At 45.7% G+C, this 17,350-nt stretch carries 18 protein-coding genes; 13 read left to right on the top strand and 5 right to left on the bottom strand.

Going from position 1 to position 17,350, the window contains the following annotated elements; genetic code table 11:
* Positions 1–22: 22 nt before the first annotated feature.
* From B3S93_RS06245 to B3S93_RS06205, 9 genes are all read left to right on the top strand, one after another.
* Entirely contained in the window at positions 23–379 is a 357-nt protein-coding gene (locus tag B3S93_RS06245; protein WP_292354293.1) for a hypothetical protein, read from the top strand.
* Between the two features lie 41 nt (positions 380–420).
* Entirely contained in the window at positions 421–612 is a 192-nt protein-coding gene (locus tag B3S93_RS06240) for a YjfB family protein (RefSeq protein ID WP_292354295.1), read from the top strand.
* A gap of 126 nt (positions 613–738) precedes the next feature.
* Positions 739–2,127, top strand: a complete 1,389-nt coding sequence (locus B3S93_RS06235; protein ID WP_292403547.1) for a sodium:solute symporter family protein — start codon at positions 739–741, stop codon at positions 2,125–2,127.
* A 25-nt stretch (positions 2,128–2,152) separates the two neighbouring features.
* Entirely contained in the window at positions 2,153–2,413 is a 261-nt protein-coding gene (locus tag B3S93_RS06230; protein WP_292354299.1) for a hypothetical protein, read from the top strand.
* Positions 2,414–2,445: 32 nt separating this feature from the next.
* Positions 2,446–2,766 (top strand): hypothetical protein, encoded by a 321-nt coding sequence (locus B3S93_RS06225; RefSeq protein ID WP_292403550.1) that lies wholly within the window; start codon positions 2,446–2,448, stop codon positions 2,764–2,766.
* A 70-nt stretch (positions 2,767–2,836) separates the two neighbouring features.
* The gene (locus B3S93_RS06220) at positions 2,837–3,439 is read left to right on the top strand and encodes a TolC family protein (protein ID WP_292403552.1); all 603 of its coding nucleotides are present in this window, start codon (positions 2,837–2,839) and stop codon (positions 3,437–3,439) included.
* An 87-nt stretch (positions 3,440–3,526) separates the two neighbouring features.
* Positions 3,527–4,132, top strand: coding sequence for a TolC family protein (locus B3S93_RS06215; protein WP_292403555.1), 606 nt, complete (start codon positions 3,527–3,529; stop codon positions 4,130–4,132).
* A 4-nt stretch (positions 4,133–4,136) separates the two neighbouring features.
* Positions 4,137–5,363 (top strand): efflux RND transporter periplasmic adaptor subunit, encoded by a 1,227-nt coding sequence (locus B3S93_RS06210; protein WP_292403558.1) that lies wholly within the window; start codon positions 4,137–4,139, stop codon positions 5,361–5,363.
* A 9-nt stretch (positions 5,364–5,372) separates the two neighbouring features.
* A complete protein-coding gene (locus tag B3S93_RS06205; protein WP_292403562.1) occupies positions 5,373–8,501 on the top strand; it encodes an efflux RND transporter permease subunit in 3,129 nt (1,042 codons plus the stop codon).
* A gap of 62 nt (positions 8,502–8,563) precedes the next feature.
* Here B3S93_RS06205 and B3S93_RS06200 read toward each other — a convergent pair whose 3' ends face one another.
* Positions 8,564–8,941: a DUF4168 domain-containing protein gene (locus tag B3S93_RS06200; RefSeq protein WP_292354310.1), complete on the bottom strand. Its 378-nt coding sequence runs from the start codon at positions 8,939–8,941 to the stop codon at positions 8,564–8,566.
* A 205-nt stretch (positions 8,942–9,146) separates the two neighbouring features.
* Between B3S93_RS06200 and B3S93_RS06195 the strand changes: the two genes are divergently transcribed.
* Together B3S93_RS06195 and B3S93_RS06190 are read left to right on the top strand one after the other, a co-directional pair.
* The gene (locus B3S93_RS06195) at positions 9,147–10,607 is read left to right on the top strand and encodes a sensor histidine kinase (protein ID WP_292403566.1); all 1,461 of its coding nucleotides are present in this window, start codon (positions 9,147–9,149) and stop codon (positions 10,605–10,607) included.
* Complete coding sequence (locus B3S93_RS06190; RefSeq protein WP_292403569.1) at positions 10,604–12,031, top strand: sigma-54-dependent transcriptional regulator; 1,428 nt, start codon at positions 10,604–10,606, stop codon at positions 12,029–12,031. The genes B3S93_RS06195 and B3S93_RS06190 overlap by 4 nt, the downstream gene beginning before the upstream one ends.
* Here B3S93_RS06190 and B3S93_RS06185 read toward each other — a convergent pair.
* Entirely contained in the window at positions 12,028–13,161 is a 1,134-nt protein-coding gene (locus B3S93_RS06185) for a WG repeat-containing protein (RefSeq protein WP_292403573.1), read from the bottom strand. The two genes, B3S93_RS06190 and B3S93_RS06185, sit on opposite strands and share 4 nt — an antisense overlap.
* A 148-nt stretch (positions 13,162–13,309) precedes the next feature.
* Here B3S93_RS06185 and B3S93_RS06180 point away from each other — a divergent pair, with 148 nt between their 5' ends.
* Together B3S93_RS06180 and B3S93_RS06175 are read left to right on the top strand one after the other, a co-directional pair.
* On the top strand, positions 13,310–13,717 hold the full coding sequence (locus B3S93_RS06180) for a hypothetical protein (protein WP_292354319.1): 408 nt from the start codon (positions 13,310–13,312) through the stop codon (positions 13,715–13,717).
* Positions 13,718–13,784: 67 nt separating this feature from the next.
* On the top strand, positions 13,785–14,651 hold the full coding sequence (locus tag B3S93_RS06175) for an alpha/beta hydrolase (protein ID WP_292403575.1): 867 nt from the start codon (positions 13,785–13,787) through the stop codon (positions 14,649–14,651).
* On the opposite strand, the gene B3S93_RS06170 is transcribed toward B3S93_RS06175, so the two are convergent.
* The 3 genes from B3S93_RS06170 to gorA form a co-directional block, all read right to left on the bottom strand.
* Positions 14,648–15,634 (bottom strand): NAD(P)/FAD-dependent oxidoreductase, encoded by a 987-nt coding sequence (locus tag B3S93_RS06170; protein WP_292403578.1) that lies wholly within the window; start codon positions 15,632–15,634, stop codon positions 14,648–14,650. The genes B3S93_RS06175 and B3S93_RS06170 overlap by 4 nt on opposite strands.
* A gap of 121 nt (positions 15,635–15,755) precedes the next feature.
* A complete protein-coding gene (gene pqqA, locus B3S93_RS06165; protein WP_081443609.1) occupies positions 15,756–15,827 on the bottom strand; it encodes a pyrroloquinoline quinone precursor peptide PqqA in 72 nt (23 codons plus the stop codon).
* 111 nt (positions 15,828–15,938) lie between these two features.
* Positions 15,939–17,294: a glutathione-disulfide reductase gene (gorA, locus tag B3S93_RS06160; protein ID WP_292354325.1), complete on the bottom strand. Its 1,356-nt coding sequence runs from the start codon at positions 17,292–17,294 to the stop codon at positions 15,939–15,941.
* Between the last annotated feature and the right edge of the window lie 56 nt (positions 17,295–17,350).

Below are 17,350 nucleotides of genomic sequence, written 5' to 3'. Positions count from 1 at the left end.
ATTGACGTCAGGCAGGTGTGCTGTGGGAAAAAAACTGAATCGTACTGCTGGTAAAGTGCGGATTGAAGCGTTGCAACACCAGCGTAAGGAACGGATTAGCAAGGCGGGTCTGTTACTTGAAAGATGGGGACAGCAGGATAGAATGCCGGTAACCGGTGAGCTGGAACTAAGTGAAGTCGATCCTGAATTTATAGAGGATCAAATGACAGCAGAAGTGCTCAGTTCATTAACGGCTGAAAAAATGCGTATTGTCCGCCAACATTGGTCTGCAGGTCACTCAGCTGCTGAGATTGCTGAGATGGAAGATCAGCCACGAAATGAAATACGGCAGGTGTTGGGGTTTGTTGTAGAACAAATTGCCGATAAAGTTTTGAAATAAGCTGCCGATATAGCATTTAGATAAGTTTTTAGGGAGGCATAATGGATACAACAAATGTTGCTGCAATGGCAAGTCAGTTGTCCGTTCAGCAGTCTGCCCAGCAACAAATGGTTGCGACGCTTAAACTCAGCAATGATCAGATTGAGGCCCAAGGCCAGGCGGTATTGAAGTTACTGGATGCAGTTCCAGTGCCGCAGGGAAATTTAGGCAATATCATTAACGTGAAAGTATGACAAGAAGTTAACGCTACATACTACAAGTTTAATTAAAACCACCCCAGACATTGTGCTCGGGTGGTTTTTTAATGCCTGAAAAACACGTAAGCTTCTACCAAACTTCATTTTCTTGGATAAGTGGATATGGAAACCCTTGTTGTAATTATTTACCTGTTTTTTGTATTGCTTATAGGCTTGTGGGCCGGACGGGGCATAAAAACCATGCACGAGTATGCTCTGGCAGGAAAATCTTTTGGCATGCTGGTGATATTTGCCACTTTATCGGCATCATTTATCGGTGGTGGTTTTTCCATGGGAAATGCTGAAAAGGTATTTCTGGTTGGCATCAGTAATATTGTTGCCTTATGGGGCTTTAGCATAAAAGAAATTCTGGTCGCTCGATATATTGCTCCGCAAATGATGCGTTATCCAAATGCCATTTCAGTGGGCGATATTATGGATGAACATTACGGTAAAGGCGCTCGACTCTTCAGTGGTGTATTTTCGCTCGCTCTATGTGCGGGGATCCTTGGTGCCCAAATTGGTGCTATGGGGTATGTGTTTAACCTGTTTCTTGATGTTGATCGTGTGTGGGGTGTATTAATCGGTTGCGGCATCGTTATCGCCTATTCAACGGTTGGTGGAATGCGTTCCGTAGTCTGGACCGATATTATTCAATTTATCGTGCTGGCGTTCGGCATTCCCATGACATTATATTTTGGTTTACAGCATGTTGGCGGCTGGCAAGCCATGCAAAACAATTTACCTGCAACGCACTTTACCTTGCCCACAGAACCGTTGGCAGTTATTGCATTATTATCGTTATTTATGACTTTCATGCTGGGTGAAACCTTGGTACCACCCTATCTGCAACGGTTGTTAATTGGTAAAAGCAGTAAAGATGTTATTCGTGGGTCATTATTAAGCGGATTGTTCTCGATCCCATTTTTTGCCATCACCGGTTTGATTGGTTTAGTGGCATTAGCCATGCAGCCTTCTTTAGATGCTAATTTAGCGATGCCTTATGTCATTCAACAGGCTGTGCCACCAATCCTGCAAGGTATTGTGGCAGCAGCCATTGTGTCTATCATTATGTCTTCAGCAGATTCGTTTTTAAATTCGGCATCAATTGCCTTTAGTAATGATATTGTCAGGCCATTACGCAAAACACCATTAACGGCTACAGTAGAATTAATGCTCGCTCGTGTGGTCACATTACTGGTGGGCATTGCTTCAATGGTTTTTGCTTTATCGATTGATAGCGTGATCGATATTCTGATTTATGCGTATAACTTTTGGGCGCCAACTGTATTAGTGCCTTTGACGATGGCGATTCTGGGCTGTTATGTAAGTCGTAAACGGTTTATTGCAGGAGCGGTGGCTGGAATCGGTTCTGCCATTGTCTGGAATGCGGTATTACAGCAGCCATGGCAGATTGATGCTTTGGTTGTTGGTTTTTTTGCCAACTTAATTGCCTTTACTTGCGTTGATAGACCGGCTGCAAAAGCCGCGAAACTGTCGGATGTTCAATAGCCAGACATTGCTAAGGAATAACAAGATGAAATTAACGATAACCTGTCTTCAACGACTACTGATATTACCGATACTGGCGGCTATGAGTAGTTGTGCTGCTTATAGTGTAGTCAACAGTGATCGTTATTCGGGATCATCCAGCGCAGTACCTGCTGAATATATACCCTCACCGGGTTTTTGCCGTATCTGGTACAAAAACCGTGCTCCCGATCAGCAACCGGCCCAGGGTGACTGTGAAATATTGAAACAGAATATTCCTGATAATGCCGTGTTGTTAAAAGGCTGACTTTAACGATGCAATCACGCTAGAATTGCTTTATGGTTAACCGCTTACGCATACTGACCGCTATCTTTGTTATCATCAATTTATTGATGGTCAGTGGCGTTACTGCGTCCGTTGCTCACCTCCCAGATGATCATTATTCAGCCCATTTAAGCATTGCGCATAGTCATGCTGATCACGACTATCAGCATGAGGATATTGATCATGATCATCATCTGCATCTGCACCTGGTTGCAGATTTAGTCAGTTATTCACTATTTTTTCAGGCGCGGACGGCTGATGCCGTTGCCAACGCCACTAGCAGTCAGCTGGTTACTTTGTATTATTCCCCTCTGTTACCTCCCCCTAACGCTTAACTTCATAACGTTTTAAACAATTTAATGTTTAGCTGCTGGCTTTTCAGCTGGTGGTGTTATGGAGTTCATCATGAATTATCAAATAAATTCGCTCGCTGACAGGGTATTGATGCCGCTGTTGCTGACCTCTTTATTGTTGGCGGCGTCAGCCGTGCACGCAGATAAACAAACAAGTCTGAATCTGGCCACAGCGCTAGAGCGCACGTTATTACAAAGCCCGAGACTACAACAGTTTCCCTATCAGCAACGTGCACTCGAAGCGCAGAAGCTACAGGCTGGGTTGCCACCCAATCCGCAATTACAGGCAGATTTGGAAAATGTGCTGGGTACCGGCAATAGCCGGGGTCTTTCCGGTGCGGAATTCACTTTATCGTTAAGCCAGCTTGTTGAAATGGGCGATAAACGGCAAAAACGCGTCGATCTGGTCGATGCCAAATCCAATCAATTGCAACAGCAATTTGAGATCCAGCGTCTGGACACGCTTTCTGATGTGACCGCTAAATATCTGCAGGCATTAAGAATAGATGCTTTATTAAGCTGGAACCAGAAGCGTATTCAGATTGAGCAGCAGGCCCTGGAGGTTATACAAAAACGGGCTGCCGCCGGAGCGGTTGGTCAGGCAGATGTTTTACGTATGCAACTGTTGCTTGAACGTTCTGAATCCAGACAGTAACAGCTAAATGGACAACGCAAACTTGCTTATCAGCAAGTTGCAGCCAGTTGGGGAGAAGAAGTCGATTTTGCCGAACTGGAAGGGCAATTGAAGCAACTGCCAACTTTGCCAGAACAGAATACCTTGGAACAGGCCATTCTGCATTCCCCGGCCTTCTTACAGAGCCATAGCTTAATCCGCTTGCGTGAAGCCCAATTACGTCTGAGTGAAGCCAAATCCAGAGCTGATTTAAGCTTTGGCGCCGGTGTTCGACGTCTTGAAGGGCAAAACGATAATGCTTTGGTGTTCAGTTTTTCGATGCCGTTGCAGTTTTACGACCGTAATCAGGGCAATATCGCCGCCGCCCACGCGGACTATGAAGCCGGAATTTTGCAGCAACAGCTGACCCAAACTGAATCACGGATGGCTTTATTGGAAATCTATCAGGCCATGCTGAATAACCATCAACAAATTGATCGGCTACAAAAAACACTGACGCCTTTGACTCAGGAGCTGCTGAAACAAACCGAAACCGGTTATCAATCAGGACAATACAACGTCTTGCAATGGATTGATGCGCAACGCGAAGCATTCACTGTTGAACGTGATCTGATTGAAGCACAAACCGCTGTGCATACCCAGTTACTTGAACTGGAACGGTTAACCGGGATGCCTTTAAGCCGATCAATCTTTACCGCCAGTTATCAGGAATAGTCCAATGAAATTAATCATCTTATTTTTTAGCCTGCTGGCACTGTCGAGTTCAGTGGTTCTAGCGGCGACCGATCATGCTCATAGTGAACCGCATGATCACGAAGAAACCTTGGAAGGACCGCATGGCGGAAGGTTATTGGAAAATGAAAACTTTGCGGTAGAAATAACCATTTATGAACAGGGCGTACCGCCGGAAATGCGGGTTTATGCCTATGAAAATGGAAAGCCAGTCGATCCTCAGCAGATCAATTTAACGGTAACCTTAACTCGGCTGGACGATGAACAGAGTCTTATCGACTTTACGACCGAAGCTGATTATCTGTTAGGGGATACGGTTATAGACGAACCACATTCATTTGAAGTGGTTGTGGAAGCCGAATATCAGGGTAAGTCCCATCATTGGCACTATGAAAGTTTTGAAGGTCGCAGCACGATATCGGATCGCATGATAACGCTGGCAGGAATAGAAACTGAGTCAGCTGGACCACAAACCCTATCAATAACCAATTCCCTCTATGGTGTAGTCAGTGTAGCGGAGGACCGCCAGTATCGGGTGCATGCGCCGTACCCCGGCATTATTGAATCGGTGATGGTTAATACCGGCGATAAAGTCAAAAAAGGTCAGGTGTTAGTGACCGTGCGTAATCAAACCACTTTGCAAAACTACTCTATCCGCAGTCCGGCCAAAGGTGAGGTCACCCGGCGTATGGCCAATGCCGGTGATCACACTGATATGGGCAGTTTGCTGGAAGTCAGTGATTTATCCCGAGTCTGGGTTGAGCTGTCGATGTTCCCAGCTGATATCGAACAATTACGGGTCGGTATGCCGGTCAAGGTAAAGGATTTACATCAACATGAATCAGCTGAGGGAAAAATTAGCTACATCTCTCCCAAAATGACCGGAGGTCACATTGCCCGGGCTCGTGCTGAAATTACCAATGCAGAAGGGCATTGGCGACCCGGCATGCATGTCAACGCTGAAGTGACAGTTGAACAATACCCTGCGGAGCTGGCAGTAAAACACAGCGCCATTCAAAGTTATCGGGATATGCCGGTGGTGTTTGTCCAAAATGGCAATACTTTTGAAGTCAGAATGCTTACGTTTGGCAAACGGGGAGCGGACTATATCGAAGTGCTTTCGGGGTTAAAACCAGGCAGCCAGTATGTGACGACAAACAGTTTTCTGCTCAAGGCCGAGATGCTTAAATCCGGCGCCAGCCATGATCACTAGGAATTAAGCATGATTCATTCAATTGTACAGTTTTCAGTGTACCGCCGATGGCTGGTGCTATTCTTAACAATACTTATTGCCGGAGTGGGCGCTTACAATGTTTTCCAGCTTAATATTGATGCTGTACCGGATATTACCAATGTTCAGGTGCAGATTAATACCGAAGCAGAAGGTTATTCACCGTTGGAGGTTGAACAGCGAATTACCTATAGCGTTGAAAATGCTATGGCCGGCTTACCCAATCTCGATTACACCCGTTCTTTATCACGCTATGGGTTATCTCAGGTCACGGTGGTATTTGAAGAAGATACGGATATTTATCTTGCCAGGCAGTTGATAAATGAACGTCTGCAGGGAATTCGCAGTGAGTTACCTGTTGGCATAGAACCACAGATGGGACCGATCGCCACTGGTTTGGGTGAAGTTTTTACTTACAGTGTCCGTGCGAAACCGGATGTGTTTAAAGCCGATGGCAGTACATATACTGCAGAAGATTTACGCACCATACAGGACTGGATTATCCGTCCCCAGATGGTAAAAGTGCCGGGCGTTACTGAGATCAATAGTATCGGTGGGTATGAAGGTGAATATCAGGTAGCCCCTGATCCAGCCAAACTGCTGGCCTACAAAGTCAGCCTGGCTGAACTGAGCGAAGCATTAATACGTAATAATCAGAATGCTGGTGCCGGTTATATTGAACGGAATGGCGAACAGTGGCTGGTACGTTCCCCAGGTCAGTTAACCTCTCTGGAAGATATTCGAAATGTCGTTATTACCAAACGTGATGACACGCCGATCCGGATAATGGATGTGGCCGAAGTATTTTACGGAAAACAGTTACGTACCGGCGCGGCGACCCAGGATGGAAAGGAAACGGTGTTAGGTACGGCTTTTATGTTGATTGGCGAAAACAGTCGAGTGGTCGCCAGAGCCGTTGCTGACCGCCTGGAACAGGTAAATCAAAGCTTGCCTGAAGGCATTGTGGCTGAAGCTGTATATGACCGGACCACATTAGTCGATAAAACACTCAAAACGGTACAAAAAAATCTGTTCGAGGGTGCTCTACTGGTCATTGTGGTGTTGTTTTTATTGCTGGGAAATATTCGGGCAGCGTTAATAACGGCGCTGGTCATTCCGTTAAGTATGTTATTTGCCATTACCGGAATGGTCAGTAACAAAGTGTCGGGCAATTTGATGAGTCTGGGAGCGATTGATTTTGGACTGATAGTCGATGGTGCGGTGATTGTGGTGGAAAATGCCTTGCGACGTCTGGGCTTGGCACAGCAACGTCTGGGCCGGTTATTATGTTTGCAGGAACGCTTGGCGGAGGTGATTGAGAGTACCCGGGAAGTGTTTAATCCGGCGGTATTTGGCATGTTTATTATCATGCTGGTGTATCTCCCCATTTTTGCCCTCAGCGGTGTTGAAGGAAAAATGTTTCATCCCATGGCGTTTACCGTGGTGGCAGCACTAACCGGGGCTTTGATATTTGCGGTGACTTTTGTGCCAGCCGCGGTGGCGGTATTGATCACCGGCAGGGTAGCCGAACAGGAAAATCCAATTATGCGGGTAGCGCGGTGGATTTATCGTCCGCTGTTAAGCCTGTCTTTACGTCTGCCTTTTATAATTGTCTTACTGGCCACGTTGATGGTCAGTATCACGGTTTATTATGGTTCGCGTTTAGGTAGCGAGTTTCTGCCACAACTGGATGAAGGTGATATCGCTTTGCACGCATTGCGGGTCACTGGCACCGGACTTGAACAATCTGTGGCGATGCAAAATCAGCTGGAATCGGTAATAGCCGAGTTTCCACAGGTTAAACATGTGTACTCGAAAATTGGTACGCCGGATATTGCCACCGACCCGATGCCACCAAGTGTTGCGGATACCTTTGTTATTTTGCAACCCATCGAAAAATGGCCTGAACCCCAATTGAGTAAGGCGGAATTCCTGGCAGAATTACGAGAAACGGTTGAAGCAGTGCCGGGAAATCTCTATGAATTCACCCAGCCGATTGAAATGCGTTTCAATGAACTGATTGCCGGGGTGCGTGCAGACGTGGCATTAAGAATTTATGGCGATGACTTGGAGACGCTTTATCAACTGGGCGGCCAGGCTGAGCAAATGTTGTCAGGTGTTACTGGTGCTTCAGATGTAAGGATGGAACAACTGACTGGTTTACCGATGTTATCCATTGAACCACAACGTGATCATCTTGCTTTGTTGGGTTTGGATATCGCCAGTCTGCAGCAAAGCATTCAAACGGCGATTGGTGGTACTTCTGCCGGCTTGATTTATGAGGGAGATAAACGTTTCCGAATCGTGGTTAGATTAGATGATGAGATACGTAAGAATCCCGACCGGTTGGCCAAACTTCCCATCGCATTACCTGACAGTGATGATCCAGATTTATCTTATGTGCCGTTGGGTGAAATTGCCGATATTAAAGCCATCAGTGGCCCCAATCAGATAAACCGTGAAAGCGGTAAACGTCATGTCATTATCAGTGCCAATGTGGTGGATAGGGATTTGGGATCCTTTATCGCGGATGTGCAGCAGAATGCACAACAGCTCAATTTACCTGCAGGGTATTGGCTGGAATATGGCGGAACCTTTGAACAATTGGAATCGGCCAGCAAGCGATTGATGATTGTGGTGCCCATAACACTGTTGCTGATCCTGATGTTATTGTTCAGTGTATTTAATTCATTAAAAGATGCTTTGCTGATTTTTACCGGTGTACCAATGGCATTAACCGGTGGTCTGATTGCACTGATGTTAAGGGATATGCCGTTATCCATTTCTGCGGCAGTGGGATTTATTGCTTTATCAGGTATAGCCGTCTTAAACGGCGTGGTGATGTTGACATTTATCCGACAGCTGCGTGAGCAGGGTATGGTGCTGCTGGAAGCTGTTTTCGAGGGCGCAATGCAACGGTTACGCCCTGTATTGATGACCGCACTGGTAGCTGGTTTAGGGTTTCTGCCGATGGCATTAAATACGGGAACCGGTGCTGAGGTCCAGCGTCCATTGGCTACAGTCGTGGTGGGAGGAATTATTTCTTCAACGTTATTGACGTTGCTGGTGTTACCCGCCTTGTATTTTTTAGCCTATCGATTTAGTTCAAAAAATAAGTAGTCCAGAAATGAAAAAGCCGGGAGAACCCCGGCTTTTCCACGATATACGAAGCTGAAACGTTATTAGTTAAGCATAGACTGCACTTTGTCACGCAATTGAGCATCACTTTGGATAGCCAAGGCGATATTGCTATATGTTTCGACATCCAGGCCTTCGTTTTGAACGGTTTGGACCATTTTCTGGCTGGCTTCCTGTTGTAATTTTGCAGCTTGGTCAGGATCTTCAGTACTTTCCAGACGGCCTGAATATTCATTACGAATTTCTTCAAGATCACCCTGAACATCAACAAATTTTTGCAACTCAGAATCACTGAAATCAGTTGCTGGAGCTGTTTCAGGCATTGGAGCTTGAGGAGCTGCCTGTTGTGGTTGTTCTGCAAAAGCAGGAGCGCTTAGACCCAGAGCCATTAAAATTGAAGCAAAAATAGCTGTTTTTTTCATGGTGTTTTCCTTTATAGATTGTGGAACACATACAGGTTGTTGCGACAATCGTGCCAGAAAGCTGTATTTTTATAAGTCATTGTATTTAATCTATAAAATGTTTCGTATTACATCTGTTAATGCTTATATGAAGCTTGACGGGTACTTTGGTATGTGTCAATTTGGCCCATGTGCCATAAATTCAAGTTTGTTAAGAGGCCATTGAATGCGTTTTCCATCCATTTTCAGCAATCTGCGATTAGTGTTGATCATGCAGGTTGCATTGCCAGTGTTACTGGTGCTGGCGATGATCCTCGCGATTGGTCTATCTATGGTGGGCCAGTTTATCGAGGAAAGAATGCAGCGGGATTTACAGCAAGTGGCCCGAACTATTCATTTGCCAGTTTCTCAGGCGCTGGAACGGCAGGATCTGGATCAGTTACAAAACAGCATGGCTTCGGTTTTTGGTATTACCGAGGTATATGGAGCCTACTTATTCGATGCCAATGGCAAGCGGTTAAGCAGTTTTGGTGTCGTTAATCCGACGAAAGAACAGGCAACGGATGCACTTGAACAGATCGCCGAAGGTGAATTTGCACAATATGAACGGATTCGTGGCCGGAATGTGTATTCCTTTTTTATGCCTATTTTTGATGCGACTGGCCAGCCAAATGGCCTATTACAAGTGACTCGTCGGCGCAGTGATATTGACCGTGAGCTGACTGAATTAAAATATTGGGCCTGGGGTAGTTTTGGTCTGGTGTCATTAATTATTCTTGGGGTCATTACCTATTCCCACCAGCGTGCCATTGAAACCCCATTGCAGAAATTAGTTGAGAGCATGCGGCGGGTGAGCCAGGGGGATAGAGAACATCGGGCAGCAGAGCAGGGACCGATAGAAATAAGCCAATTGGCAAAAGGACTCAATGGCATGCTCAATGCGATTGAAGCTGCAGAGAAAAGTGAAGCTCAGCAACGTTCCGCCCGGGAGCAGATGGCAGAAAGACTCCGGCAAACCGAAACCATGGCAGCACTTGGACAATTATCGGCCGGTGTCGCTCATGAATTAGGTGCCCCGCTAACAGTGGTTGATGGAAGAGCCGGCCGATTATTAAGGCGTCTGGAAAACGAAAACGACGTAAAAGAGTTAAATGAAATCCGTCAGCAGGCGGCCAGAATGACCTCGATTATTCAGCAATTACTCAGTTTTGGTCGTTCATCGCGTGCTGAATTTCGTGAACTTGATGTGACGTCATTGATCGAGAGGGCCGAGGCATTGCTGGCCAATCAAGGTTATCAAGTCACTCTTGTTAAGGGACCCATGGCAACAATTAAAGGCGATTCATTAAGCCTGGAGCAGGGATTGATCAATTTATTACGCAATGCCTGTCAGGCCTGTCCTGAGGGCCCGGTTGAACTCTGTTGGGAACAGGATGGGAAACAGTTAAAAATCCATATAGACGATGCCGGCCCTGGTATTAACGAGGAGCAGAAAGCCCAGATTTTTGATCCCTTTGTCACCACCAAAGCGCCGGGCGAAGGAAGTGGTCTGGGGCTGGCTATTGTGAAACGGATCCTGCGAGAACATCAGGGGGAGATTATTTTGAGTCATAGTCCACTGGGTGGGGCCAGATTCAGTCTAATTTTACCGTTGGTTTTAACTACAGATTGCGGAACAAGCGCATGACCACAAAACAGAATAAAAATTTGCCCATCCTGTTGATAGAAGATGATCAGGCATTAGCCCGGCTGATTTCAGATGAGCTGGAAACTGAAGGCTGGAATCTGGAGATTCATCATCAGCTCCAATCGGCTCTGGACTGGCTCAACATTAATCAACCGGCTTTGATTGTTACTGATTTGCGCTTGCCAGATGGCAATGGAATGCAGGTGGTAGAGCAGGTTGTCACCCATTGGCCGGAAGAACAACGACCAGGATTGATAGTTATCACGGCATTTGGCAGTGTGCGACAGGCAGTGCAGGCTTTACAGGCCGGCGCCGATGACTTTCTCACCAAACCTCTGGATTTGGAACATTTTCTGCTGGCGGTAGAGCGGGTGGTTGCTACCCGTAAATTACATGATGAGCTGTTTCAATTTCGCAAGCTCAACCGGCAGCCCGCTTTTCATCAGATGTTTGGTCGCAGTGAAGCCATGCGTAATCTGTTTGAACAGATTAAAGTCATTGGCCGGGCTCAGGGGCCGGTATTGATCAATGGCGAGAGTGGAACCGGCAAAGAACTGGTCGCCAAAGCATTACATGCAGAAAGTGATCGTGCTGACGGGCCATTTTTAGCGGTGAATTGTGCCGGTATACCCCAAGAGTTACTGGAGAGTGAGTTTTTCGGTCATGTTGCAGGCTCGTTTACCGGTGCCAAAAAAGCCCGCAAAGGGTTATTACAGGAAGCAAATGGTGGCAGTTTGTTACTGGATGAAATTGGTGAAATGCCAATGGCATTGCAGGCAAAATTATTACGCGCCTTACAGGATGGATCGATTCGTCCGGTGGGCCATGATACCGAAGAAAAAGTGGATGTCCGTATTATTGCGGCCACCCATCGGGATTTGAAACAAAAAGTTATTGAAGGCAGTTTTCGGGAAGATTTATTCTATCGACTGGAAACCTTTGCTTTGTCAGTGCCCCCTTTACGGGACCGTGAAGAGGATAGGGAAATTCTGGCACAGCAGTTTTTACAACAACTGGTGGTTGCTCAGGGACGTAACATTCAGGGGTTCAGCGATAAAGCATTGGACATTATTCGTGACTATGCCTTTCCGGGCAATGTCAGGGAGCTACAGAATGTCGTAGAAAGAGCGTTTGCCTTTTGCAACGAAGACTGGGTGCAACCGCAGCATTTACCCTCTCGTTTACTGGAAAATCAACCGTCAAAACTGGCGATGGCAAGCCCTGAAACGGATAGGCAAAATGATGAGTTATTGGCCGGTGTCGTATTGCCAACCCTGGATCAGTTACAAAAACGTTATGTAAATATGGTTTTAAAAGAGGTGGACGGTAATAAACGTCGCGCCGCTGCGTTACTGGGAATCGGTCGTCGTACGTTGTATCGCTGGCTGGATGAAGAAACCGATGAGGCCGAAGATACTGCTTAATTCCTCGAAATATAACCCCATTTATCACGAATTTTTATTGCCGCCAAACCTTCATTAAACGGTTGAGCATGTTCAAATTGTGGTTCGATAACCAGTTCACCCTGCCGGTTAATATAACCATACTGCCGATAATTATAGGTTATCACCGCCAGACCATCCGAAAATGAATATGCCCAGACATATTCCGGTTCAATTTCAATCTGGCCTTCGGTATTGATATAGCCAACCTTGGCGTTTTTCTCCACACGGGCTAACCCTTCGCGGAAATTCCAGGCATCATCAAAATACGGCTTGACTACTATTTCTCCACTGGAATCAATAAAACCGTATAGCCCATTTTGTTTGATTACCGCAAAACCCTCACCAAATGCTTTGGCTTGATCAAATTGAGGACGTATCAGCCAATCCCCTTTTTTATCGATGTAGCCCCACTTACCCTCAACAAATACAGCAGCATAACCCTCGCGAAATACCCGGCTCTGGGCAAATGCTGGTTTGATTAACCGTTTCCCCTCGGCATCAATATATCCCCATTCTTCATCCACTCTAACGGCAGCTCGTTGTTCGCTGAAGATCTGAATTTCATCAAACTGCGCCTTAATGACTTCTTCTCCCTCAGTATTCAGGTAGCCCCATTGATCATTGACTTTGAAACCCGCCAGACCTTCTGAGAAAACGCCCACCTTGTCATATTTGGCCGGAACTACTTGCTGACCAGAAGTATTTAAAAAGCCCCACATTCCATCCTTGATAAAAGCAGCATATCCCTCTTTAAAAGATTGAATTTTTGGGTAGGTGGGCTGCAGTATTATTTTTCCATTTCGATCTACAATGCCCCATAGATTATCTTTACGATAGGCGGTGACGCCGCTGTCCAAATCATTGATTTCATCGGCGGTGAACAGAATGTCGCCATCAGGATTGATCATGGCAAATTGTGCTATGCCCTGATTGGCAATCATTACTGCCGCTCGGTCATTTTTAAAACTGCCGGCATCATCAAAAATAAGATCAATCTTCAGATTTTCTACATAAGCCATGGTAGGCTGAACAGCATGACTGGTAGAGACGCCGGTGAATGTCAGCGCTGACAGAATATATCCCAATGTTTTAAATAACGTTCTATTCATAACCTCACCCACTTTTTGGGAGTTATTCCCATGATAAGTCTGTTCTTGTTCGGGTGAAAAGGTTGTGAAAATAAACTGTTGGGAGAACACCCCTAAGACCCCACTGCAGCTAAAGCGATAGTGAATCAACAATGCTGATGGAGTATGTATGGAAAAGGATGAAGATACCTATATAGCGCTGAAAATGATGGCAGAAACGATTGATCTGAGTTCACGAAATGATAACGACGAGATTATCGGTCTGGAATACTATGTTAATTTCAATGTGTTGACTGACGATGAGCTGACCGAACTGATTCAGCTTTGGGATCAAAAATTAACGACCTGCCAAAAAGAAAAACTGGCATCGCAATTTACTGTAATCCAAGTGTTTGGCTTAATTGGACTGGCGATGCTGATTGCCTGGTTATCGGGTGGGATTGCCGGCGCGATTGCCAGTATGATTGGTGTTGTCGGTATGATTGCGATGATTGAAGATAAGCGGGTAAAAAAAGCGAAACGTAACTTGAAAGATGCAGAGAAAGTCTGCAACAAGCTTCATTCTTATGCTCGTTAGTCTGTTCGAAGGAACCTCCGTCTCGCTAAGTCAGTCTGGTTAAGCTATTAACTTAAGGAATGTTTGCGTGCTTCGCCAGTTTATTCAAAGTTTATTAGGCAGTCTCTCGGCGCTCTCATTAAGTGCTTGTTCACCGGTAACCGTATTAAACGCCATGGTGCCGGAATCAGGATATCAACATCGAGCAGATCTGATTTATGGTGACCATCCGCGCCTTAAACTGGATATCTATCAGCCCGTGAATTCAACAGTAACCACGAAACCAGCAACGGTTATTTTCTTTTATGGTGGCGGCTGGGAAACAGGCGATAAAGCAGATTATAAATTTGTCGCAGAAGCCTTGACTTCACAGGGTGTCATCGTGGTGATTCCCGATTACCGAGTCTACCCTGAAGTCGTATTTCCTCAATTTATCGAAGATGCTGCTCAATCAGTGGGCTGGACCAAACAGCATATTGCAGAGTTTGGCGGTGATCCGGAAAAGCTGTTTATTGCCGGACACTCTGCCGGAGCACATATTGCTGCCATGTTGTCGGTGAATCCGCTTTATTTACAGCAGGTTGATATGCAGCCACAGCAGTTGCAAGGAATGATTGGTTTAGCTGGACCCTATGATTTCCTGCCACTGAAAAGTGACACGTTAAAACAAATTTTTGGCGATGAAAGCAGCCAGTGGCAAAGTCAGCCAGTGAATTTTGTCACCAACGATCACCCTCCGATGTTATTACTGGTTGGCACTGATGATCGGACTGTACTACCACGTAACAGTTATCGACTGGCAGATAAACTCAAGCAGCATGGTAATTCAGTAGAATTGGTGGAGTTTGATGGTTACGGCCATGTGGCTATGGTTGCCAAGCTGGCAAAACCTTTGCGTGGACAAGGTGCTTTACTCGCTCCAATCACAACATTTATTGAAAAGCATCAGGATTAGCTTAACTGCAGGATGAGTTGTTGTCCCAGTGCCTCTGCACTGCTGAAAGCCGACTCGACTCGACCCTGAATGCACCAGTCACCGCAAGCCGCCAATTTTAAAGTGTTATCCAGATAAAATTGTTGACCAGTTTGAGCAGGAATATTAGCGAAGACCCAGCGCTTTAAATCGATATGACTGACTTTACCAGTATCCAGTCCACTGACACGCTGCACTTCATCAAGCATTTGTTGTTTGATTCGCTCATCCTCGACGGCCAGGTTTTCTTCTGCCCAAATATTATTGGCTTGTATCACCATTGAAAACTCACCGGAGCGAGAAGGTTTGGAGCTATTAACCGACATCCAGCTTATTTTTGCATCTCGTACTAACGCGGCTTGCCAGTCGAGAGCGGGGGCATCATTAAAACCCAGCATTAACGCGTAACAGGCCAGCATTTTTGTATGCTCAATAGAATGGTGGCTGGCAAACTCCTTGGGTAAAAGATTGGCGGTCTGGCTCGCTGGCAGACAGCTGATCACCCAATCAAAATCATCCGCGATTTGCGTCCCTTGGTGCAATAAGCACCATTTCCCATTCTGTTGCATAAGATGGGTGATTTGCTGATTAAACTGAATATCCAAGGGGGCAGCGAGCGCCTGAGCAAACGCCTGCATATCAGGACTGCCAACATAATGTGGATAGTCTGCATTCCACTGGCGTTCTACTACTTTTTCAGCGCCGGCAAATTCTGCGAAATGTGCATCCCAGCGTTCTATCACCTGCTTTTTGATTAATGGCTGAATAAATTCAGCAAAACGTGGTGTTTTAACCGTAAAAAATTGGGCACCATGATCAAACTGAAATAAGCCCGCGGTACGTGATGCCAATCTGCCGCCAGCACGTTGCGCTTTTTCGAACAAATGAATGTCCGCGTAGGGTTGAAGTTGATGAGCCAGTGTGAGGCCAGCCAATCCGCTGCCAATAATTGCAATTTTGCTCATGTGAGTCCGAGGAGGTAATGAATTTGGCAATCAGACCAGAGTGGTTAAGAAGAGGTTTCTGACAGGCGAAAAAAAACCCCAGTCCGAAGACTGAGGTTTCTTATTTCTTTATAACTGCGTATTAACGGTTGCAGATATACATTGTTACTTCGAAACCGAAACGCATGTCTGAATATTCTGGTTTAGTCCACATAATCTTTCTCCTCAAATTTGATATCAGCGTTTGCTGACTTAGGTATATATTAACGTGTTCAAACAACTAAAACCTCAGTGATACACCCGAAGGGACTCAGGATTTTCCTGATTAATCACTTACAGGGGTGCGCATAGTGACAAACTCTTCCGCTGCAGTTGGATGAATGCCAATCGTTGCATCAAAATCTGTTTTGGTTGCTCCGCATTTAATCGCAATGGCTATGCCCTGCATAATTTCCCCTGCTGAGTCTCCCACCATGTGTGCTCCTAACACTCTATCAGTATCACCGTCGACCAGTAACTTCATTAAAGTGCGTTCCTGCGAGCCACCCAAGGTATGTTTCATCGCGCGAAAGTTTGAGCGATATTTCAATACATTTGAATATTCCTTACGTGCCTGTTCTTCAGTCATACCGACAGTACCGATATTCGGCTGACAAAACACTGTGGTGGCAATATTACTGTAATCCACTTTACAAGGTTGCTTATCAAACAGATAGCCAGCCAATGCCATACCCTCGGCTAATGCTACAGGTGTTAGTTCCATACCACCTGTTACATCGCCCAGGGCGTAAATACTGGGTTCAGACGTCTGAAAGGTTTTATTAACCTCGATATGTCCACTTTTACCAAGCTTGATATCAACATTTTCCAGTCCCAATCCATCGAGATGTGGTTTCCTGCCGGTGGCAAATAACACGGTATCAACCGTTAAATGATGACCATCCGACATGGTTAAATATAAACTGTCATCTTTTTGTTTCTTAATTGATGTCACTTCGGTATTAAAGTGAATATGCACACCATTTTGTTGAATCTGCTCTGCAGCAAATTCAGCCGTCTCTTTATCAAAACCATTAAGTAATCCGCCACCACGGACAATTTGTGTGACTTGAGCACCCAAGCCATGAAAAATACCGGCAAACTCCACGGCGATATACCCCCCGCCCACAACCGCCAGGCGTTTAGGGAATTCTGCCAAATCAAAAATTCCATTGGAATCCACTGCATGGGTTTTACCGGGTATATCCGGGATAAATGGCCAGCCGCCCGTAGCAATTAAAATTCGTTCTGTGGTGAATTTCTTACCATTTACTTCCACCGTATGGGCATCAATTATTTTGCCTCTGCCATCGATTATCTCAACGCCGGCACGATCCAGAATGCCTTCATAGACACCATTCAAACGACTGATTTCATCTGTTTTGTTATCACGTAACGTCGCCCAGTCAAAAGCCGGTTTACTGACTTGCCAGCCAAAGCCTTTGGCATCGTTGAAATGGGCTGAATATTCAGAAGCATAAACATAAAGTTTTTTAGGTACACAACCGACATTTACACAAGTTCCGCCCAGATAACGATCTTCGCATACTGCGACTTTTGCACCATATGATGCCGCCATGCGGCTGGCTCGAACGCCACCTGAACCGGCACCAATAACAAATAAATCGTAATCGTATTGCATCTAAAAAACTCCTGTCTGCCATTTAACTTTACAAAAAAATACCGGACCTGAATGGT

Source organism: Methylophaga sp. UBA3613, assembly GCF_002375415.1.
Taxonomy (GTDB): domain Bacteria; phylum Pseudomonadota; class Gammaproteobacteria; order Nitrosococcales; family Methylophagaceae; genus Methylophaga.
Note: the sequence above shows the minus strand (reverse complement) of the source record. Positions and strands in the feature narration are given on the sequence as shown.

What these genes read in the sequence shown, in the direction of transcription:
- gorA (WP_292354325.1), bottom strand. Translation starts at nt 17,294, where the DNA reads ATGCAATACGATTACGATTTATTTGTTATTGGTGCCGGTTCAGGTGGC.
- B3S93_RS06195 (WP_292403566.1), top strand. Translation starts at nt 9,147, where the DNA reads ATGCGTTTTCCATCCATTTTCAGCAATCTGCGATTAGTGTTGATCATG.
- B3S93_RS06225 (WP_292403550.1), top strand. Translation starts at nt 2,446, where the DNA reads ATGGTTAACCGCTTACGCATACTGACCGCTATCTTTGTTATCATCAAT.
- B3S93_RS06200 (WP_292354310.1), bottom strand. Translation starts at nt 8,941, where the DNA reads ATGAAAAAAACAGCTATTTTTGCTTCAATTTTAATGGCTCTGGGTCTA.
- B3S93_RS06230 (WP_292354299.1), top strand. Translation starts at nt 2,153, where the DNA reads ATGAAATTAACGATAACCTGTCTTCAACGACTACTGATATTACCGATA.
- B3S93_RS06190 (WP_292403569.1), top strand. Translation starts at nt 10,604, where the DNA reads ATGACCACAAAACAGAATAAAAATTTGCCCATCCTGTTGATAGAAGAT.
- B3S93_RS06180 (WP_292354319.1), top strand. Translation starts at nt 13,310, where the DNA reads ATGGAAAAGGATGAAGATACCTATATAGCGCTGAAAATGATGGCAGAA.
- B3S93_RS06240 (WP_292354295.1), top strand. Translation starts at nt 421, where the DNA reads ATGGATACAACAAATGTTGCTGCAATGGCAAGTCAGTTGTCCGTTCAG.
- B3S93_RS06235 (WP_292403547.1), top strand. Translation starts at nt 739, where the DNA reads ATGGAAACCCTTGTTGTAATTATTTACCTGTTTTTTGTATTGCTTATA.
- B3S93_RS06220 (WP_292403552.1), top strand. Translation starts at nt 2,837, where the DNA reads ATGAATTATCAAATAAATTCGCTCGCTGACAGGGTATTGATGCCGCTG.
- B3S93_RS06210 (WP_292403558.1), top strand. Translation starts at nt 4,137, where the DNA reads ATGAAATTAATCATCTTATTTTTTAGCCTGCTGGCACTGTCGAGTTCA.
- B3S93_RS06205 (WP_292403562.1), top strand. Translation starts at nt 5,373, where the DNA reads ATGATTCATTCAATTGTACAGTTTTCAGTGTACCGCCGATGGCTGGTG.
- B3S93_RS06170 (WP_292403578.1), bottom strand. Translation starts at nt 15,634, where the DNA reads ATGAGCAAAATTGCAATTATTGGCAGCGGATTGGCTGGCCTCACACTG.
- B3S93_RS06185 (WP_292403573.1), bottom strand. Translation starts at nt 13,161, where the DNA reads ATGAATAGAACGTTATTTAAAACATTGGGATATATTCTGTCAGCGCTG.